Consider the following 23,293-nt stretch of genomic DNA (forward strand, 5'->3'; position numbering starts at 1 on the left):
CGCCACGCACGACGGCGAGGACGACGAGGGGCGGATGCCGCGACATCCGCCCCTCGTCATGTGCCGGTTCGGAGGCAGGCGCTCAGCGCCCGGTGCTGCGCTGGGCCGGGCGCGGGCTCCGGTTGCCCGGGAAGTCGAGCGTGCCGCGGCCCCCGCCCCGTGCGGCCTTGATGATGCCGTCGATCGCATCCCACGCGCAGACCCCGATGACGCCCGCGACGAAGAGGACCGAGAGCACCCACTCCGCATCGGCGTCCAGGTGCGGCTCGACCATCGCGAGGAACTCGGGGCTGAACAGCCGCCCCTCGACGAAGAGCCAGACGACGGGGATCGCGAACGCGGCGTTCAGCGCGACGTTGACGAGGGCGTTGGCCCAGTTCCAGTCGCTGCGGTAGATCCACACCGCGAAGGCGGCCTCGAGCGCGATGAGCGCGAACAGGTACGGCAGCCAGAACGACCAGAGGTCTGGCGCAAGCAGCGGCACCGAGGTGCGCTCGCCATCGGCCCACACGATGCCGAACTGCTGCCATACGAGGAACCCGGCGGCGATCACGAGCCAGACCAGGCTCGCGATGAGGTCGGCGCGGCGGTGCGGGCGCCGCACCTCGGGCAGCTGTGGAAGGTGCTCGGGCGTCCAGCCGAGCTCGTCATCGGTGCCCGTGCCGTATCGCTCGATCAGGGCGAACACGACGGTCGTCCAGAACGCGAGCTGCACCGCGACGTTGATGCCGATGCCGATCGCAGCGCCGATGATCTCCCACCCACCGCCCGCGATCAGCAGGCCGAGCGCGGCCACCGCGGCGACCGTCGCGGGCACGAACGACTCGAGGAACAGCAGCAGCCGCTTCCAGATGAGGAAGTAGCGCGGCCCGATCAGCATGAGCGGGCGATCGCTGTAGGTCGCCGCGAGCGACGCGGGGTGGCCGAGCTCGACGAGCGCGTCGCGCTCGGCGGTCTCGGGCGTCGAGGCGCCCGATTCGACGCGGGCTTCGATCGTGTCGGCGACGCGCTCGGCGAGGTCGCGCGAGAGGTCATCGCGCTGCGAGGCGGGAAGGCTGCGCGTGGCCGCGAAGAGGTAGCGGTCGGTCAGCTCGGTCATGATGCGTCTCCTGTGGTGAGTCCGCCGAGGGCGTCGTCGATGCGTCGCCAGTCGGTCATGAGGGCGATCGCGAGGGCGTCGCCGGTGGGGCTCGTGCGGTAGAACTTGCGGGGCCGGGCCTCGTCGGTGTTCCACTCGCTCGTGAGCAGGCCCTGCTTCTCGAGTCGTCGGAGCAGGGGATACAGCGTGTTCGCGTCGACGAGAATGCCGAGGCCGTTCAGCGACTCGAGCAGCGCGTACCCGTAGTCGGGGGTGCGCAGGCGCACGAGGCACGCGAGCACGACGGTGCCGCGGCGCAGTTCCTGCAGATGCGCGACGGTCGTCTCATCGGGGTTCATGCGTCACACGATACTGTGCTTCACACACTATTGCAACGGTCACTTCATCGTGACGGATGCCGCGGCCACCGCTTGCACTCGGCGTCGGCGTCGGCGCACCACGAATCGGGCCGTGCGCACGACCCGACGACCCGACGACCCACCACGGCTCGTCGGCAACGTCTACTGCTCGGCGTGCGCCTCGAGGAACGCGTACACCTCGGCGTCGTCGACACCGGGGAACGTGCCGGAGGGCAGGGGCGAGAGCACATGCGCGTGCAGGCGTGCGCTCGGCCACGCGCGGCCCGACCAGCGCTCGGCGAGCTCCCCGGGCGCCCGGCGGCAGCAGGCCTCATCGGGGCACGTGGAGACCGCGCGCAACGTGGTCTCGCGGCCGCGGAACCACTTGGCCTGCGCGAACGGCACGCCCACCGAGATCGAGAACTCCGCGGCATCCGTGCGCCCGGTCTGCGTGGCGCACCAGAACGTTCCGGCCGGGGTGTCGGTGTACTGGTAGTTCTCGGTCGTGCGGTTCGTGTGCTCGAACGCGGTGCGCGCGCTCCACTTCTTGCACACCCACTGGCCCTCGATCGAGCCCGTGACGTCGGTGGGCAGGGGCAGTCCGTCGTTCTCGTAGCCCTTGAGCAGCGCGCCGTCGCCGGCGACGCGGAGGAAGTGCACGGTCATGTCGAGGTAGGTCGTGCCGAGGTTCGTGAACCGCAGCGCCGCGGCCTCGTGCGTGACGCCGAACGCATCGCGGAAGTCCTCGATGGCCAGCCGCTTCTCTTTCTTGGCCTGCTGCAGGAACGCGACCGAGGCGTCGCGGGGCATGAGGCAGGCCGCGGCGAAGTAGTTGATCTCGAGGCGCTGCCAGAGGAACTCGTCGTAGCTGGCCGGCGGCTGGTGGCCGAGCAGTCGGTGCGCCATGGCCTGCAGCGCCATCGAGCGCAGGCCGTGCCCGCCGGGGATCGACGCGGGCGGCAGGTAGATGCGGCCGTTCGAGAGGTCGGTGATCGACCGCGTCGAGTCGGGCAGGTCGTTGACGTAGATGAGCTGGAACCCGAGACGCTCGGCCATGACGCTCACCTCGCGGTGGGTGACCGCGCCCGTGCGGTGACCGGCGGCGCGCACCTGCTCCTCGGCGAGCTGCTCGATGTCGGGCAGGTGGTTGGCGCGTTCGCGCATGCGCTCGCGCAGGTCGGTGTTGGCCCGACGGGCCTCCTCCGGCGTCGCGATGGCCTGGCTCGCGCGGCGCTGCAGCTCGCGGTGGAGGCCGACGATGGCCTCGAGCGTCTCGTCGCCGATGCCCCTTCCGGCGCGGATCGGGGGGAGCCCGAGGCTCGCGTAGAGCGGGCTCGCCTGCGCGCGCCCGAGCTCGAGCTCGAGCGCAGCCCTGGGGCTCGGCGCCTCGCGGGCGAGCAGGTCCTCGAGCCCGACGCCGAACGCCGTCGCGAGCGCGTCGAGCGTGGAGAGCTTCGGCTCGCGCTTGCCGTTCTCGATGAGCGAGAGCTGCGACCCCGCGAGCCCGACGGCCTCGCCGGCCTGGTCGAGGGTCATGCCGCGCTCGCCGCGGAAGTGGCGGATGCGCTGACCCAGGGTCGCGAGATCGGTGGTTCCGGCCTTCATGCCTTAAGCCTATCGAAAGAACAGCGCTTCTTAACACCTGAATCAGCCGTGCGGATGTCGCAATCCGGCGCATTCTGGAAACACGAACCGATTCCGGACCGCCGCCGAGCGGCTCCGGCACCACAGAAGGGACGACGATGACCATCTCCGAGTTCACGCCCGGCACCGAGGCATCCGTCGAAGCATCCGCAACCGACCTCGCCCCGACCGCCGACCAGATCGCTCGTGCGACCGCGCACGGCACGACCGACGCCGACCTGCGCGCCTGGGTCGCCGAGGTCGCCGCGCTCACCAAGCCCGACGAGATCGTCTGGTGCGACGGGTCCAAGCACGAGGCCGACCTGCTCACCAGGCAGCTCGTGGCCGAGGGCAAGTTGATCAAGCTCAACCCCGAGTGGCGTCCCAACAGCTATCTCGCACGAACCGACCCGCGTGATGTCGCCCGGGTCGAGGACCGCACGTTCATCTGCTCCACGTACGAGGAGGACGCCGGCCCCACGAACAACTGGCGCGACCCGAAGGCGATGCGCGGCGAACTCGACGACGTCTTCGACGGCTCGATGAAGGGCCGCACCATGTACGTCGTGCCGTTCTCGATGGGCCCGCTCGGCGGACCGATCAGCCAGCTCGGCGTCGAGATCACGGACTCGCCCTACGTCGTGCTCTCGATGGGCATCATGACGCGCATGGGGGAGCAGGTGTACCGCCTCATCGAGGCGGGCGAGCCGTGGGTGCGCACCGTGCACTCCGTCGGGCATCCGCTCGTCGACGGCGTCGGCCACCGCGTGCCCGAGGTCGACTGGCCGTGCAACGAGACGAAGTACATCGTGCAGTTCCCCGATTCGCGGGAGATCTGGTCGTACGGTTCGGGCTACGGCGGCAACGCCCTGCTCGCGAAGAAGTGCTTCGCCCTGCGCATCGCGAGCGTCATGGCGCGTGACGAGGGCTGGCTCGCCGAGCACATGCTCCTCATCAAGATCACCTCGCCCGAGGGCCGCATCTACCACGTGGCGGCGGCGTTCCCGTCGGCGTGCGGCAAGACGAACCTCGCCATGCTGCAGCCGACGATCCCCGGATGGAGCGTCGAGACCATCGGCGACGACATCGCGTGGATGCGCCCCGGTGCCGACGGCCGCCTCTACGCGATCAACCCCGAGGCCGGGTTCTTCGGCGTCGCGCCCGGAACCGGCGCGTCCACGAACCCGACCGCGGTCGACACCCTCTGGGGCAACACGATCTTCACGAACGTGGCGCTCCGCCCCGACGGCGACGTCTGGTGGGAGGGGCTCACCGACACCCCGCCGGCCGAGCTCACCGACTGGGAGGGCAACCCCTGGACGCCCGCATCCGGTCGCCCCGCGGCGCACCCGAACTCGCGCTTCACGGTGGCCGCGGCCCAGTGCCCGCAGCTCGCCGACGACTGGGACGCGCACGACGGCGTGCCGATCGACGCGATCCTGTTCGGCGGGCGCCGGGCGACGAACGTGCCGCTCGTCGCCGAGGCCCGCAGCTGGAAGCACGGCGTCTTCATGGGTGCGACCATCTCGTCCGAGCAGACCGCGGCCGCCGAGGGCACCGTCGGCGAGCTGCGTCGCGACCCGTTCGCGATGCTCCCGTTCTGCGGCTACAACATGGCCGACTACTGGAGCCACTGGGTCAAGATGGGGCGCACGCTCGGCACGAACGCGCCGCGCATCTTCCAGGTGAACTGGTTCCGCAAGGCCGCCGACGGCTCGTTCCTCTGGCCCGGGTTCGGCGAGAACGCCCGCGTGCTCGAGTGGATCGTCGGTCGCATCGAGGGCACCGCCGACGTCGAGGAGACGCCGATCGGCCTGCTGCCGGCATCCGGTGCACTGAACCTCGACGGACTCGACATCACGGATGAGGCGCTCGAGCACCTGTTCGACGTCGACCGCGACTCGTGGCTGGCTGAATGCGCCATGACCGAGGAGTACTTCGAGCTGTTCGGCGACCGCGTGCCGGCCGCCCTGCGTGCCGAACTCGCGAGCCTGCGGTACCACCTCGAGCACCGGCAGGCGTGACCACGACGATGCGTCCCGCCGCGTGCGGGGCGCATCGTCGCGCGAAGGGCATCGCGCGGAGGGCGTCGCGCGAAGGGCGTCGCGCGAAGGGCGGATGCCGCGGGCCGGCGTGCACGGGAAGGTGCGCCGGCCCGCGGCATCCGCCCTTCGCGTTCGGCGGCCGTTGCCGTGCTGCAGGGTGTGCCCGGAACGCGGCACGTCGCACGTCTGGCGCGCTACCGCGCCGCTAGCGTGTGGCGCAAGGGGGCGACATGGAGTTCGGCGCGTTCATCGAGTCGGTCGGCGGAGTCATCGACGTGCTCGGCGTCGTCGCGATCGTGGTCGGCGTCCTCTACGCGAGTCTCGACGCCGCGCTGCGCGGGGTCCGACGCCGCAGCCCGATCTACACGCGGTTCCGTCGCGTGCTGGGGCGGGCGATCCTGCTCGGCCTCGAGCTGCTCGTCGCCGCGGACATCATCAAGACCGTCGCGGTCACGCCGACGCTCGAGTCGGTGGGCGTGCTCGCGATCATCGTGCTGATCCGGACGTTCCTCAGCTGGTCGCTCGAGCTGGAGATCTCGGGGCGCTGGCCGTGGCAGAAGGACGCGGGATCTGGCGACGCGGACGCCGGGGCCCCCGCTGCTGCTGCCCCCGCCGCTGCTGCTGCTGCCCCCGCGACCGACCTCACCTGAAGGCCGCCGCCGCTCCGCGCCGCCGTCGCCGCCGCTCCGCACCGCCGCCGCTGCCGCGCCGCGCCGCCGCAAGCCCGCGACTGGTCACGATCTGCTGGAATCGTGACGTGGGAAGCAGCACATCATGACCGCTCGCGGTCATGCGCCGGGCATGTCACGGCTCGCCCGTGCGGCCAGTGCATGCGCCACGACGGCGACGACCTCGTCTGGGCGGGCGAACTGGGCGGCGCCGATCCGGAAGCAGATCCATCCGAGCCCTTGAAGCCGGTTGAACCGGTCGAGGTCGTGCGCCCATTGGCCGCGGTCGGTTCGATGATGGTCGCCCTCGTACTCCAGCAGCACACGATGCTCGACGAATGCGAGGTCCGCGGTCGCCACCGCCCGACCATACGCGTCGCGCACGACGTGCGCGGCGACCGGCCGCGGCAGTCCCGCGCCGATGATGTGAAGTCGCAGCCGGGTCTCGCGCGATGAGTCCGCATCCTCGATCGCCTCGTCGAGGGCGATGCGCAATGAGCGGATGCCGCGAGCCCCGCGATGTCGGAGCAGCATCCGTTCGAGCTGGTGCACGGTCGCGAGCGGGTGCCGCGCCCACACGATCCGGTCCGCTGCGACCGTGAGATCCTCGATGCCGCATCCGACCGACGCGAGGTCGAGCCAGGTGCGCGCCGGTGACGTCACCTCGAGTCCGTCTCTCGTGACGAGTTCGTCATGGCTCAGGTCCAGGCGGTGTCCGCGCACCCCCTTGCCGCGCGGACGCGGCAGCTCTGCGTGAACGGCCAGGTCGATCCGCTCGCGTTCGATTCGGTTGCGAGGCTCGACCTGCAGGCCCCAGCACGCGGCTGCGGTGAAGTGGCTCAGGAACGCGCCCGGATGACGCGAGCCGAGCATGCCGGCGCGGGCCACCGCATCGGGCGCGAGCTCACGCGGGTGACGGATTCCGCTCGCCGGCGTCCGCAGGTCGGCTGCGCGTAGTCGCGTGAGACTCACGCCTGCGGCGCGTGCCTCGAGGACCGTGAATCCGCTCGAGGCGAGCGTCGCGGGAAGGGGTGCGGGTCGTCTCGGCATCCGGCGAGTGTGACGACGCGGGCGTCGCCGTCGGGCTCGTCCTCTGGCCCGCGGCCTGAACTCACTGGCGGACCCGCCTGTGCAGGACGGCTGGATCTCCTGCAGGCGCCCTGCCCAGCCCGCGCGCCGCGCCACCCGCGCGACGCGGACGCTGCGCCGTCGACCGGTCACAATGTGCGGGAATCACCGGGCGTGAAGCCGCAGATCGTGACCGGTCGGCGAATGACGGCGGCGTTTCGGGGCGGAGGGGGAGAAGCGGGTACGGAGGGGCAGGAGCGGGTGCGGAGGGGCAGAGCCGCGGATACGCGGAGCAGCGTGTCGGCGCCGGGCCGGGCCGGGGTGCACGGGAAGGTGCGCCGGCCCGCGGCATCCGCCCTTCGCGCCTGCAGGAGCCGGGGCGGCTGACGCGTCAGTCGAGGTGGCCGAGCACCCGAAGGAGTGCGGTGGGCGCGTAGCGGAACTCGACGGTGCCGGTGGCACCGGGCTCGACGGGCCCGATCCACGTGCTCGATCCCTCGTGCACGCGCACCCAGCCGTTCTCGAACAGCACCTCGGTGCCGACGACGAAGGCCATGGCGGGGGTCTCGCCCTGGCGCACCGCGATCGAGCCCTCGAAGACCTGCGACGCCGAGGCGTCCTGGTCGGCGCGGCAGGCGACGCCCACGAGCGGGCGGAGGATCGGGGTCTGGAACCCGGGGGCGTCGAACGGGCTGGCCTTCGCGGCATCCGCGACGAGGCCGAAGTTCACGCTCGTCGACACGAGGCTGAGGTCGGCCTGGCCGTCGAGCACGAGACGGCTCGAGACGCGGAAGCGGTAGAACAGGCGACCGGACTCGCGTGCGGGCGGCAGCACGGCGACGCTCGCCCAGTTGCGCGACCAGCTGAGGGGTCCATCGCCGCGCGTGGGCGGGTCGTAGAGCGACGCGGTCACGCGCACGGCGCCGTCGGGCGCCGACGCCGAGGACTTGAGCCCCGACGTGCCGCGATCGCCGGCGGGCGCGACATCGCGCACCGGGGTGAAGGCCGGCAGCCGCTGCGGCTGCCACGTGCGCAGCCAGGCCTGCAGGCTCGACTGCACCCGGTCGAAGGAGTCGCCGAGTCCGCGCCGGGGAGCGGTGTCGTCGGTGACGGCGTTCGGCAGGTCTTCGATGAGGTCGACGGGCAGGTGCTCGGCGCTCGACGCGGCGCGTGCGTCGCGCACGCCTCGTGCGTCTCGCAGGTCGGTCACGGGGGCGATGCTCATGATGGGGCTTCCTTCGGTGCGGGTGGCTGTCGGCATCCGGGAATCGGACGCAGAACCACACGCTACGAAGGGGCGACGCCCGCTCCATCCGAGCAGGCCCTGAGGAATGCCCGGGTCAACCCCGAGATTCCGGATGCCGCGGCGCGCCCTCGAGCACGGTGCGAGCGCCGCGGCACCGCTCGCTCAGACGAGCAGTTGGTGCTCCGCGAGCTCGCGGTAGAGCGGAACGGACGAGACGAGCTCGCCGTGCGTGCCCTCGCCGATGACGCGGCCGCCGTCGAGCACGACGATGCGGTCGGAGTCGATCACGGTCGACAGGCGGTGGGCGATGACGATGAGCGTGCGCCCGGCCGAGACCTGGTCGATGGCCTCGCGCATCATACGCTCGTTGACGCCGTCGAGCGAGGACGTCGACTCGTCGAGCAGCAGGATCGGCGGGGCCGCGAGCAGCGCCCGTGCGATGGCGAGGCGCTGGCGCTCGCCGCCCGAGAGCATGATGCCGTCGTCGCCCACAGCCGCGGAGAGGCCGCGCGGGTCGCGGTCGAGCACCGACCCGAGGTTCACGGCTCGCAGCACGTGCTCGCACTCGTCGTCGGTCGCGTCGGGGCTGCCGAGCAGGAGGTTGTCGCGCAGCGTGCCCGCGAGCACGGGGGCGTCCTGCTCGACGTAGCCGATCTGCGCGCGGAGGTCGGCGCGGTCGAGCGAGCGCAGGTCGAGCCCGCCCATGCGCACGGTGCCCACCGAGGGGTCGTAGAACCGCTCGATGAGCGCGAGGATCGTCGACTTGCCCGCGCCGGACGGGCCGACGAGCGCGATGCGCTGCCCGCGGGGCACCTCGAACGTGACGCCGTGCAGCACGGGCTGCCGCTCGGTCACGTTCGGCTCGGGCAGGTGCTCGTCGGCGGAGTCGTTCGCCGGGTCGGCGGGGTCGCTGCGGGTCGCGGCGTAGGCGAAGTGCACGTCGTCGAAGCTGATCGCCGCGGCATCCGGAAGCACGCCGGCGTTGGCCTCGCCGACCATGAGCGCGAGGGGTGCGAGTTCGCGGTCGTGCGCGTCTTCGCTCGGGAGATCGAGGATCTCCTGGATGCGCCCGAGCGCGCCGAGCGCCTGGTTGACCGACGTGATCGCGCCGAAGAACAGGCCGAGCGGCATGATCATCATGAACAGGAACAGGATGAACGCCACGAGGTTCGCGACCGTGATCGAGCCGGATGCCACGCGGAACCCGCCGACGCCCAGCACGACGAGGAACGACACCTGCATGGCGATGCCGGCGACGGGCACGATGAGCGCCGAGACCTTCGCGACGTTGACGCCCATCTGCCAGGCGCCCTCGGCCTCGCCCTCGATGGTGCGGATCTCGCGTTCGGTGGCGCCGGCGGCGCGGATGGTGCGCACGGCGCCGATGGCGCGTTCGACGGATGCCGCGACGTCGCCGACCTTGGCCTGGGCGGCGTGCGAGGCGTCGCGCACTCTGCGCGAGAGCAGGGTGACCGTGGTGATCGCGACGAGGACGACGAGCAGCGTCAGCCCGAGCAGCACCGGGTCGATGATGAGCATGGCGATGAGCGCGCCGATGAAGGTCACGGTGCCGCCGATGGCCTCGACGAGCCCCTGCGTGAGCACGGCGCGCAGCATCGTGGTGTCGCTGCCGACGCGCGAGACGAGGTCGCCGGTGCGTCGCGTGTCGAACTCCGAGACGGGCAGGTTCAGCAGCTTCGCGACGAGGCGCTTGCGGCTGGAGAGCACGATGCCCTCGCCGGTGCGCTGCAGCAGGTAGTGCTGGTAGCCCGAGATGACGCCGCTCACGATGACGAGCACGACGAGGGCCCAGACGATCCAGCCGAGCGGGTCGCCGGCCTCGACGATGGTGATCACCCGGCTGACGAGCAGCGGCTGGGCGAGGCTCGCGAGCGCGCCGACGATCGAGAGTGCGGCGACCCAGATGAGCACGGGGCGGTGCTCGAAGATGAACGGCAGCAGCTGCGCGAACGACGCGCGTGGTCCGTCGGTCTTCGTGGGGCGGGCGAAGGGGTTTCGTCTGGGGGCGGTGCGGTTCTGCGTCTGGCTCATCGTCTCTTCCCGGGCGGCGCGGCGGCCATGGTTCCGACCGGGTCCCGCGTGCGCCCCGAACAGCCTACGTCGCTCACCTGCGCCCGTACTTCTTGTGCACCGCCTGCTTGGAGACCTCGAGCGCGAGCGCGATGAGCTGCCAGCTCGACCCGGCGGCCCTGGCCTTGCGCACGGCGATGGCCTCGGCGCGGTCGAGCTCGCGGGTGATCTCGATGCGGGCGTGGTGCAGGTCGCGCAGCGCCCGGTAGGGGTCGTCGCCGTCGGCGGCGGCGATGGCGGTGCGGAGGGTCGTGTCGTCCATGCGTCAACGGTAGTTGACGACCTGTCCAAAGGTCAACTCATGTTGACGACGAGGTCGTCTCGGTCGCGTGCGCGCCGGGCTGCGTGAGCACGGATGCCGCGACGCGGTGCCCGGCGAGGGCGGCCGCCGAGGCATCCGCACCCCTGAGCGTCGCGGCCAGGAAGCCCGCCGCGAACGCGTCGCCCGCCCCGGTGAGGTCGCGGATGCCGGTGACCGGCTCGACGTCGACGCGGGCTGCGAGGCGTCCGTCGACGATCACGTCGGTGGGCAGCGCGCCGTGCTTGACGACGACGGTCCGGGCGACGGATGCCGCGACCGTGCCGCCGCCGGCCAGCCCGAGCAGTGCGGCCTCTTCCTCGTTCGCGAAGAGCACGTCGGGCCGGATCCCGCGTACGAGCTCGAGGGCGAACGCGACGCCGAGGCCGTCGAGGAGGCCCGTCGACGAGGCGTCGATCGAGACGCCCGCGCCCGCGCCGGTTCCCGTTCCCGCGCCCTGGCCGGCTCCCGTGACGCCGCCCGCCCTGGCCAGTCGCGCGAGCCGCGCGAGTTCGCCCCGCATCGGCTCGCGCTCGAAGCCGTACGCCGGGAGGTGCAGCCAGTCCACGCCGTCGAGCCACGCGGCATCCACCGATCCGAGATCGGCCGAGGCGGCGCGATCCGGGTACATCGTGCGCTCGCCATCGACGTCGACGAGCAGCACCACGGTCCCGGTGCGTCCGGCGCGCTGCACGCGCACGTCGACCCCGCCCGCGGCGAGGGCCGCCTCGAGCGCGACGCCGGCGGCATCCGCCCCCACCCGGCCGATGAACCGGGTCGGAACGAGTCCGGCCGCGAGGGCCGCGACGTTCGCCGCACTGCCGCCGCGGGCGCGATGCACGCGCGCCGCGGTGTCCGTCGCGTGGTGCACGGGCTCGCTCGCCCACACCACGATGTCCTCGACGAGGTCGCCCGCGACGGCGAGCACGCCCGCGTCGCCCGACGCGCCCGTCTCACCCCGCGACGGCACGCGCGATCTCCGCCCCGAGCGAGACGTTGCCCCGGTACACGTCGAGGTTGACCTTGAGGCTCGCGCCGCCGGTCGCGCGCTGCACGTAGTCGAGCAGGAACGGCGTCGTGTCGTGCCCCGTCACCCCCTGAGCGGATGCCGCGGCCAGCGCCTCGGCGAGCACCCGATCGTGGAAGGCGGGGTCCAGCTGCTTCACCGGGTCGACGGGGTTGGCCACGAGCACCGCCTGCGGCAGCCCGAGCTCGTCGCGCGCGAGCGCGAGCGCCGCAGCCTCCTCGGGCGTCTCGACGCGGTAGTCGAGCGCGAACCCGGAGTCGGTGACGTAAAAGGCGGGGTAGCGATCGGTGCGGTACCCGACCACGGGGATGTTCAGCGTCTCGAGGCGCTCGAGCGTCGCCCCGATGTCGAGGATCGACTTGACGCCCGCGCTCACGAGCGTGATCGGCGTCGTGGCGAGCGTGCCGAGGTCGGCGGACTCGTCGAACGTCTCGCTCGCGCCGCGGTGCACGCCGCCGAGCCCACCGGTCGACATCACGCGGATGCCGGCGCGATGCGCGAGCCACGCCGTCGCGGCCACGGTCGTACCGGCGTCGAGGCGCTTCGCGCGGGCGATCGGCAGGTCGCGCACGCTCGCCTTCACGACGTCGGGCGCCGTGCAGAGCCGCTCGATCTCGGCGGGGGAGAGGCCGACGACCGGGGTGCCGTCGACGACGCCGATCGTGGCGGGGGTCACGCCGAGGTCGCGCACCTGCTGCTCGGACGCGAGTCCGACCTCGAGGTTGCGCGGGCTCGGCAGGCCGTGCGTCAGGATCGTGGACTCGAGCGCGAGCACGGGACCGCCGGCCTCGAGCGCGTCACGGACCTCGTCGGCGATGCGGATGCCGGGGGCGGGTGTCTGCATGGGCGTCATCGTATGGCGGGGCCCCGCGCCCGATGCCCGCCGCCCCGCCGCGCGGCGTGTTTCCGCGTGTGACGTGCACAGGCGACATCCGGGGATCGCGAGCGTAACGTGGCCGCATCGAACCCCGAGGAGCCCTCATGTCGCACCGCGAGCCGCACGCCGTCACCACGCCCCGCACGGGCGAGGTCATGGGCATGCGCGGCTGCGAGCACGCGGCGGACTGCTCGAGCGACCGCCCCGGGCACGGGCTCAACGCCGTGCAGGAGCGCCTCGCCGCGGTGACCGCGAGCAAGTGGATCGACGCGTTCGTCACGTCGGTCGACGCCGACGGGTTCGCGACGCTCGCGACCCTCGACGGCGGCATCCGACGCGTCTGGCAGCATGACGCGTTCGCGGGCGCGCTCGTCGCCGGCGACCCGGTCGCCCTGCACGGCATCTACGGGGTGCTCGTCGCGGGCGCTCGTCGGTACAGCGTCGCCGCAGCCTGAGCGAAGGGCGATGGGCGCGACGATCGCGGCCGTCAGGCGGGCGTCACGCGAGTGGAGCCACCGAGGCGGGACGGGCAGCCGCCCTCATGCCATCGGCATGGCCTCGCTCATCATGCCCATCATCTTCTCCATGGCCATGACGACCTGATCGCAGGCCATCGCGCACATGCGGCAGTGCTCGCTCATCTCGGCGTGCATCATGCACTCGGCCGAGCAGGCGCGCGCCATCATCGCGGTCGACTGCATCATCGACATCATCACGCCCATGTCCCAGCCGTGCATGCGCAGCATCATCTTCATCATGGTGTCGCACATGTCGGCGCAGTTCGAGCACATCGAGGCGCAGCGTCCCATGCCCTCGGCGGCGTCGGCATCGGCGCACATGACGCACGCCTGCATGCAGGCCGAGAGGGCCTCGAGACACTCCTGCATCATCATCGGATCCATGCCCTGCATCGGCATCTCCGACGACGACATCGCGCCCTTCATCATGTCCATCGTCATGTTCATCGCTGCACGCTCGCTTCCGGGCCTCGAGTGCCGGCGGTGGCGGCGGATGCCTCGGCTGCCCTGTTACGCCATGTTACGACGGCCCGGTTCGCCCGTGAAGGGCCGTTCGTGACGTTCGCGTGAACGGTTCCTCACACCGGCCGCGAGGTGTGCTCTCTCCAAGCGCTCGCATCGGCGATCGCGATGAAGGGCGGGGCGGATGCCGCAGCATCCGCCCCGCCCTTCGTGACGACGGATGCCGCGGCATCCGCTCGACCGAATCCCTACGCGTTCATGTCGACGTCCTTCGTCTCCTTCGAGACGAGCAGTGCGATGAGCGTGAGCACGGCCATGACCGACAGGTAGACGCCGACCCAGAACGGGCTGCCGTCGCCGGCCTGCCAGAGCGCGACCGCGATGAACGGGGCCACGGCGGCGCCGAGGATCGACGAGACGTTGTACGAGATGCCCGACCCGGTGTAGCGCACGTTCGTCGGGAACAACTCGGGCAGCAGCGCGCCCATCGGCCCGAACGTGAGGCCCATGAGCGAGAAGCCGACGATGAGCCAGACCATGACGCCGGCGAAGCCCGCGTTCAGCAGCGGCACCCAGGCGAGGCCGAACACGATGATGCCGAGCGTGACCCAGATGAGCGTGCGCCGGCGGCCCCAGCGGTCGGCGAGCGGACCGGAGACGAGCGTGAACACGCCGAAGAACAGCACGCCGCCGATGAGCATGAGCACGAACGTGCTGTACGAGTAGCCGAGGCCGGGCAGGGCGCCGTCGGCCGCCTCGACCGGGGCGCGGCCGTAGCTCAGCGAGAACGTCGTCATGAGGTAGAAGAGCACGTAGGTCGCGAGCATGAAGAACGTGCCGAGGATCAGCTTGCGCCAGTGGTCCTTGAACACCGTGGCGAGCGGCAGGCGCTTGAGCTTGCCCTGCTCGGAGGCCTTCGAGAACGCGGTCGACTCGACGAGGCGCAGTCGCACCCAGAGGCCGACGATGACCATCACGACCGAGAACAGGAACGGGATGCGCCAGCCCCAGTCGAGGAACGCCTGCGACGGCATCGACGGGTCGTCGGACGGGAGCACCGCGGCGATGACGAGGAACAGGCCGTTCGCGATGATGAAGCCGATCGGCGCACCCAGCTGCGGGAACGTGCCGTACCAGGCGCGCTTGCCCGCGGGGGCGTTCTCGGTCGCCACGAGCGCGGCGCCCGACCACTCGCCGCCGAGCGCGAAGCCCTGCGCGATGCGGAGGATCACGAGGAGCAGCGGTGCGAGCCAGCCGACCATCGCGTACGTCGGCAGCAGGCCGATGAGGAAGGTCGCGATGCCCATGGTGAGCAGCGCGCCGACGAGCGTCGCCTTGCGGCCGTGCTTGTCGCCGAGGTGGCCGAAGACGACCGCGCCGAGCGGGCGCGCGACCATGGCCGCCCCGAAGACGGCGAACGACGACAGGAGCGCCGTGGTCGCGTCGCCCGTCGGGAAGAACAGGTGCGGGAAGACGAGGACCGCCGCGGTCGCGTAGACGTAGAAGTCGTAGAACTCGATCGTCGTGCCGATGAGGCTCGCGAGCACCACGCGACTGCGCGGATTGGCGGGGGTGGTCGGTGCGGGGGATGCGGCCGTGGCCGCGGGCGTTGCAGGCATCGCTGTCGAAGACTCCGGTGTGGTGATGGAACGCTGCACCACGAGTCGGTCGGTCTGGCGTGGAACGGGGCAGGCTGTTGGGAATCGTCGCTTGTGGCAACCGACCGAGACTACGCCCGGATGCCCGCGGCAGCCGAGCTCACGGGTGCGCCATGCGACGAACGGCGCGGATGCTGCGACGAACGGTCGCCCGGGCCTAGCGCCAGATGACCGCGATGGCCGCGTTCAGCAGGGTCAGGATGCCGATCGCCCAGAAGAGCCCGCGCGGCACGGGCTGGTTGCGGCGCTGGCGCGCCGACCCGATGCCGATGAGGGCTCCGATCGCGATCAGCACGACGAGCTTCGTGCCGATCTTGACGTAGTTGAGCTCGTAGGAGATGCCCCAGGGTGCCGCCAGGGCGAGGCCCGCCACGCCGGCGATCAGCAGGCCCCAGTTCATGAGGCGCGTCACGCCGTACCGTCGGTTCACCGCCTCGACCGCCCAGGCGCCGAAGAGCAGGGCGAACCCGACCAGGTGGACGAGCAGGACGATGTGCCGCAGGGTCTCCATGGACCGAGTTTAAGTTCTACCGGTCGTCGAAGTCGAGTCGACGCGCGGCGTCAGGCCCGCACCGCACGCAGCGCGCGGGCCGTCGCGATGGCGGCCTCGGCCGCCTCGCGCCCCTTGTCCTCCTTGGAGCCGGGCAGGCCGGCCCGGTCGAGGCCCTGCTGCTCGTCGTCGAGGGTGAGCACCCCGAAGCCGACGGGCTTGCCCGTGTCGAGGGCGACCCTGGTGAGGCCGTCGGTCGCCGCCGCCGAGACGTACTCGAAGTGGGGCGTGCCGCCGCGGATGATCACGCCGAGCGCGACCACCGCGTCGGCGCCGGCCTCGAGGGCCGCCTTCGACACCACGGGCAGCTCGAAGCTGCCGGGCACCCGCACGAGGGAGAAGGACGCGCCGGCCGCCTCGAGGGTGCGCGTCGCCCCGGCGATGAGCGCGTCGGTGATCTCGTCGTGCCAGCTGCCGGCGACGATGACGACGTCGAGGCCGGTGCCGTCGACGTCGAGGGTGGGGGAGCCTGCTCCGCTCATGATGCGTGTCCTTCCAGAAGGGCCTCAGCCGCGGCATCCGCGAGCTGGGCGTCGTCGATCGCGTGGCCCATGCGGCGACGCTTGGTGTCGAGGTACCCGGTGTTGACGCTGCCGACGCCGACGACGAGCGGCAGGCGCTCGGCCACCGCGATGCCGTGGGCCTCGAGCTGGCGCACCTTCTCGGGGTTGTTCGTCAGCAGTCGAACGCGCTCGATGCCGAGGTCGGCGAGGATCGCGCTCGCGGCGCGGTAGTCGCGTGCGTCGGCTGGGAGGCCGAGCGCGACGTTCGCGTCGAGCGTGTCGAGGCCGTCCTCCTGCAGGCGGTAGGCCCGCAGCTTGTTGATGAGGCCGATGCCGCGTCCCTCGTGTCCGCGCAGGTACACGACGACGCCGCCGCGATCCTGGATCTCGGCGAGGGCCGCGTCGAGCTGCGGCCCGCATTCGCACTTCAGCGAGCCGAAGGCCTCGCCCGTGAGGCACTCGGAGTGCACGCGCACGACGGCGCCCGCGGCATCCGCCTTCGGATCGCCCGCGATGATCGCGACGTGGTCGGCACCCGTCTCCTGGTCGCGGTAGGCGCGCACCGTGAAGTCGCCGTGCGTGGTGGGCAGCCTGGTCTCGACCTCGAAGGTCACGCGCGAGGACTCGGGAACCGCGGTGAGCACGGGGCCGGCGAGGTCCTGCCCGGCGTGCCAGGTCGAGAGCCAGTCGATGAGCGCCGCGACCGTCGTCACGGGCAGGTGCTCGCGCTCGCCGAACTCGATGAGCCCGGGCAGGCGCATCATGTCGCCGTCGTCGGTCACGATCTCGCCGATGACGCCGACGGGGGAGAGCCCGGCGAGGCGCATCAGGTCGACGGCCGCCTCGGTGTGACCGGCGCGCTCGCGCACGCCGCCCTCGACGGCGCGCAGCGGAATCACGTGGCCGGGCCGCACGAGCCGGTCGGGCGTGGACTCGGGGTCGGCCAGGACGCGGAGCGTGTGCGCCCGGTCGGACGCGCTGATGCCGGTCGACGTGCGATCGGAGGCGTCCACCGAGATCGTGTACGCCGTGCTGCGCGCGTCCTCGTTGCGCGCGACCATGAGCGGCAGCTCGAGGCGGTCGGCGAACTCGTTCGGCATCGGCGCGCAGAGGTAGCCGCTCGTGTGGCGCACCATCCAGGCGATCCACTCGCGCGTGGCGAACTCGGCGGCCATGATCGCGTCGCCCTCGTTCTCGCGGCCCTCGTCGTCGGCGACGATCACGGGCTTGCCGGCGCGCAGCGCCTCGAGCACCTCGGGGATGGTCGCGAGGCTCATCGGGTCGCTCCTGTCGTGGCGGTGGCGGGTTCGCCGACGGCCGGCGCCGCCGGCTCGGCGAGGGAGGACGGCAGCGATCGGCGGGTGTCGAGGCGCAGCATCCGCTCGACGTGCCTGGCGAGGATGTCGGTCTCGATGTTGACGCGGTCGCCGACCTCGAGTGCGCCGAGCGTCGTCGCGGTGAGCGTCTCGGGGATGAGCGAGACCTCGAACCACGACCCGTCGGCCTCGTCGCCGAGCCCGCTCACGGTGAGCGAGACCCCGTCGACCGCGATCGAGCCCTTGTCGACGACGAGCGGCGCGTGCGCGGCATCCAGCGAGAATCGGATGACGCGCCAGGCGTCGCCGGGGCGCACCTCGAGCACGCGCGCGGTGCCGTCGATGTGGCCCTGCACGATGTGCCCGCCGAGGCGGTCGCCGACGAGGGCGGCGCGCTCGAGGTTGACCCGGCGGCCAGCCTCGACCGAGTCGAGGGTCGACATCGCGAGGGTCTGCGCCATGACGTCGGCGGTGAACGACTCGTCGTCGAACGCGACGACCGTGAGGCACACGCCGGAGACCGAGATGGAGTCGCCGTGCTTCGCGCCGCTCACGGCGAGGGGGCCGCGCACCGTGAGGCGTGCGGCGTCCGCCGTGTGCTCGACGCCGGTGACGGTGCCCAGGTCTTCGATGATTCCGGTGAACATGTCAGTTCCCTTCGGTGGGGCTGGGGTGGGCGACGAGCAGGACGTCGGCGCCGAGCCGCTCGATGGCGGCGAAGTCGTAGCGGCGGGCCTCGCCGATGGTGGTCACGGCGAGGTCGCCGAGCGCGAGGCGACCGCCGCCGAGCAGGGCGGGGGCGAGGTAGACGAGCACCTCGTCGGCGAAGCCGGCCGCGACGAACGCGCTCGCCAGGGTCGGGCCGCCCTCGACGAAGAGCGAGCGGATGCCGCGGCGCGCGAGGTCGCGCAGGTCGGCCGCGAGGTCGGTGCCGTCGAGGCCGACGAGCTCATGGGCGAGCGGATGCCGCATGAGCGCCGCATCGTCGGGCACGGGGCGCCGACCGAACACGACCGGGATCGGCTGGTTGCCCAGCAGCTCCCCGTCGTGGCCGCGCGCGGTCAGCGATGGGTCATCGGCGAGCACGGTGCCCGTGCCGACCGCGATCGCGTCGGCGGCCGCTCGTCGCACGTGCACGTCGGCGCGGGCCTCGGGGCCCGTGATCCACTGGCTCGTGCCGTCGTCGGCCGCGGCGCGCCCGTCGAGGCTCGAGGCCCACTTGACGGTGACGCGCGGGCGGTGGGTGCGCGCCGCGAACAGCCAGTCGCCGAGGAACGCCTCGGCCGCCTCGACGAGCTCGGCGCCGGCGACCTCGACGTCGACGCCGGCGGCGCGCAGGCGCTCGGCCCCGCCCGAGGAGTGCTCGCCGGGGTCGGCCACGGCGTAGACGACGCGGGCGACGCCCGAGGCGATGAGCGCCTCGGCGCAGGGTCCCGTGCGGCCGGTGTGGTTGCAGGGCTCGAGCGTGACGACGGCAGTGGCGCCGGCGGCGGCGCCCGGCTCGAGCCGGCTCAGGGCGTCGACCTCGGCGTGGGCCGTGCCGGCGCCGCGGTGCCAGCCCTCGGCGAGCACCTCGCCGTCGGCGGTGAGCAGCACGCACCCGACACGGGGGTTCACGCCGCGGGCCGGGCCGCGCTCGGCGAGCTCGAGCGCGCGGCGCATCGCCGCTGCCTCGATCGCCGTGCGGTCGCCTGCCGTGCGGTCGTCGTGGTGCGCCGCCGTCGTCATCCGTGGTCCTGTCGTCAGGCTCCGGGGATGTTCGGCAACGCCGAGAACGCCGACAGTGCATGGCACTGCCGACACGTGCCGCCTCCCATCCGGACTTTCACCGTCGGTTCCGGAATTCCACCGGATCAACCAGGGGTGTGAGGTCGAGGACCTCGCACCCGCAGTTCGCGGACTGTCACCGCCGGCTCGGAATTACACCGACCCCGGAGCACGTTGTTCGTGTCGATTCTACTCAACGCCGCGTCGGCCGTCGTATTCCCCGTCGTACGGCGCAATGCACGCACGACGCACGACGGACGGCCTCAGTGCTCGATGAGCGCGCGCGCCGTGCCCTCGTCGACGATGAGGTCGGTGATGAGGTCGGCGGCGAGCGCACCGCGCAGGCTCGCGAGCTTCGCGCGGCCGGAGACGACGCAGATGCGACGCGGTGCGCGGCGGAGCACGGCGAAGTCGGGTCCGGTCGCACGATCGTTCAGCGCGATGCCGTCGGTGCTGCCGTCGGCGCGGTAGAACACGGTCGCCACGTCGCCGACGGCGCCCTCGCGGCTGAGCCCGTCGTAGTCGGCTGGATCGAGGTAGCCGCCCTGGTAGACGTGGCTCGGCACCTCGGCGAAGGGGGAGCCGACGCCGAAGAGCGCGACATCCATGCCGGCCTGCAGGTCGAGGAGTCGCTGCGTGCTGCGCTCGCGCCAGAACGCCCGGCGGGTCTCGGGGTCGTCGAAGAACGCGGGCACCGGGAACTGCTGCACGCGAGCGCCGAACGCGTCGCCGAAGCGGCGCAGCAGCTCGCTCGCGTAGACGATGCCGGTCGTGCGGCCGTTGCCGGCGCCGTTCAGCTGCACGATCTCGGAGTTGTGCGTCGACTTCGGCACGAGGTGCCGGCTCATCGCGCTCATCGTCGACCCCCAGGCGACCCCGATGGTCTGGTTCGAGTCGACGAAGCGACCGAGAATCCGTGCAGCCGAGAGCGCAACGCGGTCGAGCCGGTCGACGTCGCTCGCGTGGTCGGGCACCGGCACCACGTGCGCGACGATGCCGAACCGGGCGAGGATCTCCTGCTCGATGCGGCTCGGCAGGTCGTGCGGGGAGTGGATCGAGATCTCGACCAGGCCGCTCGCGCGGGCGTGGCTCAAGAGGCGTGAAACCGAGGATCGCGAGGTGTGCAACTCGTGCGCGATGGCGTCCATGGTCAGGTCCTGCATGTAGTACAGGTGCGCGGCGCGCAGCGCCTCACGCGTCTTCTCCGAGACCGTCTCGGCCCCGTCGGCCGGCCCCGGCCGGTGCTTCTCGTTCATTCCCCTACCCTTGCACGTCTGTGCACGCGGCTTGCAACTGCGTGCGGACGAGTCGACGATGTATTCATCCACACCGGGGCCGGTCGCGCAAGCCGCGACGGACGCCCCGCGCTCGAACCGAGAGGACAGCGATGTCATCGCACCCGATCACGCAGCCGAACACCACGCGTCAGGACGACGACGCCCTGGGCGAGGCCGTCCCCGCGACCCGCGCCGAGGTCGCCGCGCTCCGCGCCCGCCCCGAAGCCTCGGTCGTCATCATCGGCGCCGGCATCAACGGCATCGCCACCTTCCGCGACCTCGCCATGCAGGGCGTCGACGTCGTGCTCGTCGAGCGCGACGACTTCGTGTCCGGCGCCTCCGCCGCGTCGTCGCACATGATCCACGGCGGCATCCGCTACCTCGAGAACGGCGAGTTCCGGCTCGTGAAGGAGTCGGTGACCGAGCGCAACGCGCTGATCCGCATCGCGCCGCACTACGTCAAGCCGCTCGAGACCACCGTGCCGATCTACTCGACCTTCTCGGGCATCCTCTCGGCGCCCATGCGCTTCCTCACGCACAGGCAGGGGAAGCCGACCGAGCGCGGCGCCGCGCTCATCAAGACCGGCCTCACGATCTACGACGCCTTCTCGCGCGACGGCGGCTCCGTGCCCCGCCACCGCTTCCACGGTCGCAAGCGCTCGCTCGCCGAGCTGCCCGCCCTCGACCCGGCCGTCAAGTACACGGCCACCTACTACGACGCGAGCATGCACGACCCCGAGCGCCTCGCCCTCGACGTGCTCTTCGACGGCCTCGCCGCCGGCCCGCACGCCCGCGCGGTCAACCACCTCGGAGCTGTCGGCTTCGACGCCGACGGGGTGCGCGTCCGCGACGGGCTCACCGGCCGCGAGTTCTCGATCGCCGCCGACGTGGTCGTGAACACCACCGGCCCCTGGACCGACCTGACGAACGCCGAGCTCGGCCGAGGCACGCAGTTCATGGGCGGCACCAAGGGCTCGCACATCGTGCTCGACCACCCCGAGCTGCTCGCCGCGACCGGCGGACGCGAGATCTTCTTCGAGCACGAGGACGGTCGCATCGTGCTGATCTACCCGCTGAAGGGCCGGGTCATGGTGGGCACGACCGACCTCGAGCACGACATGCGCGAGCCCGCGGTCTGCACCGAGGCCGAGATCGACTACTTCTTCGAACTCATCGCGCACGTTTTCCCAGCCATCGCCGTCGACCGCTCGCAGATCGTCTACCGCTTCTCGGGCGTGCGCCCGCTGCCGAGGCACGACGACACGCAGCCGGGCTTCGTGAGCCGCGACTACCGCATCGAGCGATCGGATGTCGCGGCACGCCCCGGCACCGCGCTGCTGAGCCTCGTCGGCGGCAAGTGGACCACGTTCCGCGCCCTCGCCGAGCACCTCTCGGACGAGGTGCTCGAACTCCTCGGCCGCGACCGCATCCGGTCGACCGAAGGCGTCGCGATCGGCGGTGGAGCGGGCTACCCGACCACCGACGATGCACGACTGGTCTGGCTCGTGTCCCACGACGACGAGGTCGGACGCGCTCGCGCCGAGACGCTGCTCGAGCGCTACGGAACCCGCGCCGAGGCCTACCTCGGCGAGGTCGACGGCGAGACCGAGCGTCGCCTCGAGCACCATGCCGACTACACGCGGGGCGAGATCGCCTGGCTCGTGCGCACGGAGCGGGTCGTGCACCTGACCGACCTCGTGCTGCGCCGCACGAGCATCGCGTTCACCGGCACGCTCACGGCCCCGCTCCTCGTCGAGCTGGCCGACCTCGCGGGCGACGAGCTCGGGTGGGACGCCGCGCGTCGCGCCGCCGAGGTCGAGGCCGCACGGACCCTGCTCGCCGAGCGCCACGGCGTCGTGCTCGAGCAGCCGGCACTCACCGCATAGCGCCGGTCGGCAGGCGGAGCGCGCGCCGAGACCGACGCCCTCGGCGTCGCGGCGCGCGCTCCGCGCACTCGAGCCCCTGAAGCGCGAATCTGCACGGATGTGCACGCCGAAACGCCCGGCATCGGGCATTTCGGCGGTTACGTTTCATCGGGGCCGCTCGGCCCGCACCACACAAGGAAGGTCAACGTGGACAATCTCGGAATCGTGTTCCTCTCGGAACTCGTCGGCACGGCGATGCTCGTGCTCCTCGGCTGCGGCGTGGTCGCCAACGTCATCCTCGCCAAGACGAAGGGCTTCGGCGGCGGCACCCTCATGATCAACATCGGCTGGGGCCTCGCGGTCTTCGCCGGCGTCATCGTCTCCTACGCCTCGGGCGCGCACCTGAACCCCGCCGTCACCCTCGGCCTCGTCGCCAACGGCGCGACCGAGTTCGGCATGGGCGTCCCGGTGAACGGGCTCTCGGTGCTCGTGTACATCGCGGCCCAGATGATCGGCGCCTTCATCGGCGCGATCTTCTGCTGGCTCGCCTACAAGCAGCACTTCGACACCGAGCCGGATGCCGCGACGAAGCTCGGCGTGTTCTCGACCGGCCCCGCGATCCGCTCCTACGGCTGGAACCTCGTCACCGAGATCATCGGCACGTTCGTGCTCGTCTTCGTCATCATCGGCTTCACGAACGGCGGCACCCCCGCCGAGCTCGGCGCGATCCCCGTCGCCTTCCTCGTGATCGCCATCGGCGCCTCCCTCGGCGGCCCGACCGGCTACGCGATCAACCCCGCCCGCGACCTCGCGCCCCGCATCGCCCACGCCCTGCTGCCCATCAAGGGCAAGGGCGGCAGCGACTGGTCGTACTCGTGGGTGCCGGTCGTCGGCCCGATCATCGGCGGCGTGCTCGCCGGCTTCGCCGCGATCCCGCTGCTGCCGATCCTCGGCTGACCCGCGACATCCGCCCCCTTCCCCATCACTGACAGCAACG

Annotated in this window: 22 protein-coding genes and 1 riboswitch; of the genes, 5 read left to right on the forward strand and 17 right to left on the reverse strand. The window is 71.7% G+C overall.

The annotated features are described in order from the left end of the window. Positions 1-82: 82 nt before the first annotated feature. The 3 genes from ABIC29_RS12295 to ABIC29_RS12305 all read right to left on the reverse strand — a co-directional run bounded on the left by ABIC29_RS12295 (position 83) and on the right by ABIC29_RS12305 (position 3,042). Complete coding sequence (locus tag ABIC29_RS12295) at positions 83-1,099, reverse strand: permease prefix domain 1-containing protein (RefSeq protein WP_354245693.1); 1,017 nt, start codon at positions 1,097-1,099, stop codon at positions 83-85. Beyond that, positions 1,096-1,437, reverse strand: coding sequence for a PadR family transcriptional regulator (locus ABIC29_RS12300; RefSeq protein ID WP_116083475.1), 342 nt, complete (start codon positions 1,435-1,437; stop codon positions 1,096-1,098). The genes ABIC29_RS12295 and ABIC29_RS12300 overlap by 4 nt, the downstream gene beginning before the upstream one ends. A gap of 162 nt (positions 1,438-1,599) precedes the next feature. Continuing rightward, positions 1,600-3,042, reverse strand: a complete 1,443-nt coding sequence (locus tag ABIC29_RS12305; protein WP_116083472.1) for a helix-turn-helix domain-containing protein — start codon at positions 3,040-3,042, stop codon at positions 1,600-1,602. A 137-nt stretch (positions 3,043-3,179) separates the two neighbouring features. Between ABIC29_RS12305 and ABIC29_RS12310 the strand changes: the two genes are divergently transcribed. Both ABIC29_RS12310 and ABIC29_RS12315 read left to right on the forward strand, forming a co-directional pair. Then, positions 3,180-5,084: a phosphoenolpyruvate carboxykinase (GTP) gene (locus tag ABIC29_RS12310; RefSeq protein ID WP_354245697.1), complete on the forward strand. Its 1,905-nt coding sequence runs from the start codon at positions 3,180-3,182 to the stop codon at positions 5,082-5,084. Positions 5,085-5,335: 251 nt separating this feature from the next. After that, on the forward strand, positions 5,336-5,755 hold the full coding sequence (locus ABIC29_RS12315) for a DUF1622 domain-containing protein (protein WP_354245700.1): 420 nt from the start codon (positions 5,336-5,338) through the stop codon (positions 5,753-5,755). Between the two features lie 138 nt (positions 5,756-5,893). Here ABIC29_RS12315 and ABIC29_RS12320 read toward each other — a convergent pair whose 3' ends face one another. From ABIC29_RS12320 to ABIC29_RS12345, 6 genes are all read right to left on the reverse strand, one after another. Next, positions 5,894-6,823 (reverse strand): putative endonuclease domain-containing protein, encoded by a 930-nt coding sequence (locus ABIC29_RS12320; RefSeq protein WP_354245703.1) that lies wholly within the window; start codon positions 6,821-6,823, stop codon positions 5,894-5,896. A 409-nt stretch (positions 6,824-7,232) separates the two neighbouring features. Then, positions 7,233-8,066 (reverse strand): hypothetical protein, encoded by an 834-nt coding sequence (locus tag ABIC29_RS12325; RefSeq protein WP_354245706.1) that lies wholly within the window; start codon positions 8,064-8,066, stop codon positions 7,233-7,235. 183 nt (positions 8,067-8,249) lie between these two features. After that, the gene (locus ABIC29_RS12330; RefSeq protein ID WP_116083460.1) at positions 8,250-10,139 is read right to left on the reverse strand and encodes an ABC transporter ATP-binding protein; all 1,890 of its coding nucleotides are present in this window, start codon (positions 10,137-10,139) and stop codon (positions 8,250-8,252) included. Positions 10,140-10,212: 73 nt separating this feature from the next. Further along, complete coding sequence (locus ABIC29_RS12335) at positions 10,213-10,440, reverse strand: hypothetical protein (RefSeq protein WP_116083458.1); 228 nt, start codon at positions 10,438-10,440, stop codon at positions 10,213-10,215. A gap of 37 nt (positions 10,441-10,477) precedes the next feature. Further along, a complete protein-coding gene (locus ABIC29_RS12340) occupies positions 10,478-11,446 on the reverse strand; it encodes a PfkB family carbohydrate kinase (protein ID WP_354245709.1) in 969 nt (322 codons plus the stop codon). After that, the gene (locus tag ABIC29_RS12345; protein ID WP_354245711.1) at positions 11,430-12,347 is read right to left on the reverse strand and encodes a pseudouridine-5'-phosphate glycosidase; all 918 of its coding nucleotides are present in this window, start codon (positions 12,345-12,347) and stop codon (positions 11,430-11,432) included. Before ABIC29_RS12345 ends, ABIC29_RS12340 begins: the two co-directional genes overlap by 17 nt. 137 nt (positions 12,348-12,484) lie before the next feature. On the opposite strand from ABIC29_RS12345, the gene ABIC29_RS12350 reads away from it, so the two are divergent. Next, on the forward strand, positions 12,485-12,835 hold the full coding sequence (locus tag ABIC29_RS12350; RefSeq protein ID WP_116083451.1) for a hypothetical protein: 351 nt from the start codon (positions 12,485-12,487) through the stop codon (positions 12,833-12,835). Positions 12,836-12,919: 84 nt separating this feature from the next. On the opposite strand, the gene ABIC29_RS12355 is transcribed toward ABIC29_RS12350, so the two are convergent. The 8 genes from ABIC29_RS12355 to ABIC29_RS12390 all read right to left on the reverse strand — a co-directional run bounded on the left by ABIC29_RS12355 (position 12,920) and on the right by ABIC29_RS12390 (position 20,410). Continuing rightward, positions 12,920-13,297, reverse strand: a complete 378-nt coding sequence (locus tag ABIC29_RS12355; protein WP_354245714.1) for a four-helix bundle copper-binding protein — start codon at positions 13,295-13,297, stop codon at positions 12,920-12,922. A 311-nt stretch (positions 13,298-13,608) separates the two neighbouring features. Then, positions 13,609-14,979 carry an MFS transporter gene (locus tag ABIC29_RS12360; protein WP_354245717.1) on the reverse strand — a complete coding sequence of 457 codons (1,371 nt, stop codon included), beginning with the start codon at positions 14,977-14,979 and terminating at the stop codon, positions 13,609-13,611. 196 nt (positions 14,980-15,175) lie between these two features. Further along, positions 15,176-15,529, reverse strand: a complete 354-nt coding sequence (locus tag ABIC29_RS12365; protein WP_116083445.1) for a Fe-S protein — start codon at positions 15,527-15,529, stop codon at positions 15,176-15,178. Positions 15,530-15,579: 50 nt separating this feature from the next. Then, the gene (gene ribH, locus ABIC29_RS12370; RefSeq protein ID WP_354245720.1) at positions 15,580-16,050 is read right to left on the reverse strand and encodes a 6,7-dimethyl-8-ribityllumazine synthase; all 471 of its coding nucleotides are present in this window, start codon (positions 16,048-16,050) and stop codon (positions 15,580-15,582) included. Further along, entirely contained in the window at positions 16,047-17,348 is a 1,302-nt protein-coding gene (gene ribA / locus ABIC29_RS12375; RefSeq protein WP_116083440.1) for a GTP cyclohydrolase II, read from the reverse strand. Before ribA ends, ribH begins: the two co-directional genes overlap by 4 nt. Further along, the gene (locus tag ABIC29_RS12380) at positions 17,345-18,034 is read right to left on the reverse strand and encodes a riboflavin synthase (RefSeq protein ID WP_116083437.1); all 690 of its coding nucleotides are present in this window, start codon (positions 18,032-18,034) and stop codon (positions 17,345-17,347) included. The genes ribA and ABIC29_RS12380 overlap by 4 nt, the downstream gene beginning before the upstream one ends. A gap of 1 nt (position 18,035) precedes the next feature. Next, the gene (gene ribD, locus ABIC29_RS12385; RefSeq protein WP_502915482.1) at positions 18,036-19,115 is read right to left on the reverse strand and encodes a bifunctional diaminohydroxyphosphoribosylaminopyrimidine deaminase/5-amino-6-(5-phosphoribosylamino)uracil reductase RibD; all 1,080 of its coding nucleotides are present in this window, start codon (positions 19,113-19,115) and stop codon (positions 18,036-18,038) included. Between the two features lie 71 nt (positions 19,116-19,186). Then, a riboswitch (FMN riboswitch) is annotated at positions 19,187-19,331 on the reverse strand. Positions 19,332-19,417: 86 nt separating this feature from the next. After that, positions 19,418-20,410, reverse strand: coding sequence for a sugar-binding transcriptional regulator (locus tag ABIC29_RS12390; RefSeq protein ID WP_116083434.1), 993 nt, complete (start codon positions 20,408-20,410; stop codon positions 19,418-19,420). A 131-nt stretch (positions 20,411-20,541) separates the two neighbouring features. Between ABIC29_RS12390 and ABIC29_RS12395 the strand changes: the two genes are divergently transcribed. After that, positions 20,542-22,317, forward strand: a complete 1,776-nt coding sequence (locus ABIC29_RS12395; protein ID WP_116083432.1) for a glycerol-3-phosphate dehydrogenase/oxidase — start codon at positions 20,542-20,544, stop codon at positions 22,315-22,317. A gap of 234 nt (positions 22,318-22,551) precedes the next feature. After that, a complete protein-coding gene (locus ABIC29_RS12400; protein WP_502915489.1) occupies positions 22,552-23,253 on the forward strand; it encodes an MIP/aquaporin family protein in 702 nt (233 codons plus the stop codon). Positions 23,254-23,293: the final 40 nt, after the last annotated feature.

The organism is Agromyces sp. PvR057, assembly GCF_040547485.1.
Lineage (GTDB): Bacteria > Actinomycetota > Actinomycetes > Actinomycetales > Microbacteriaceae > Agromyces.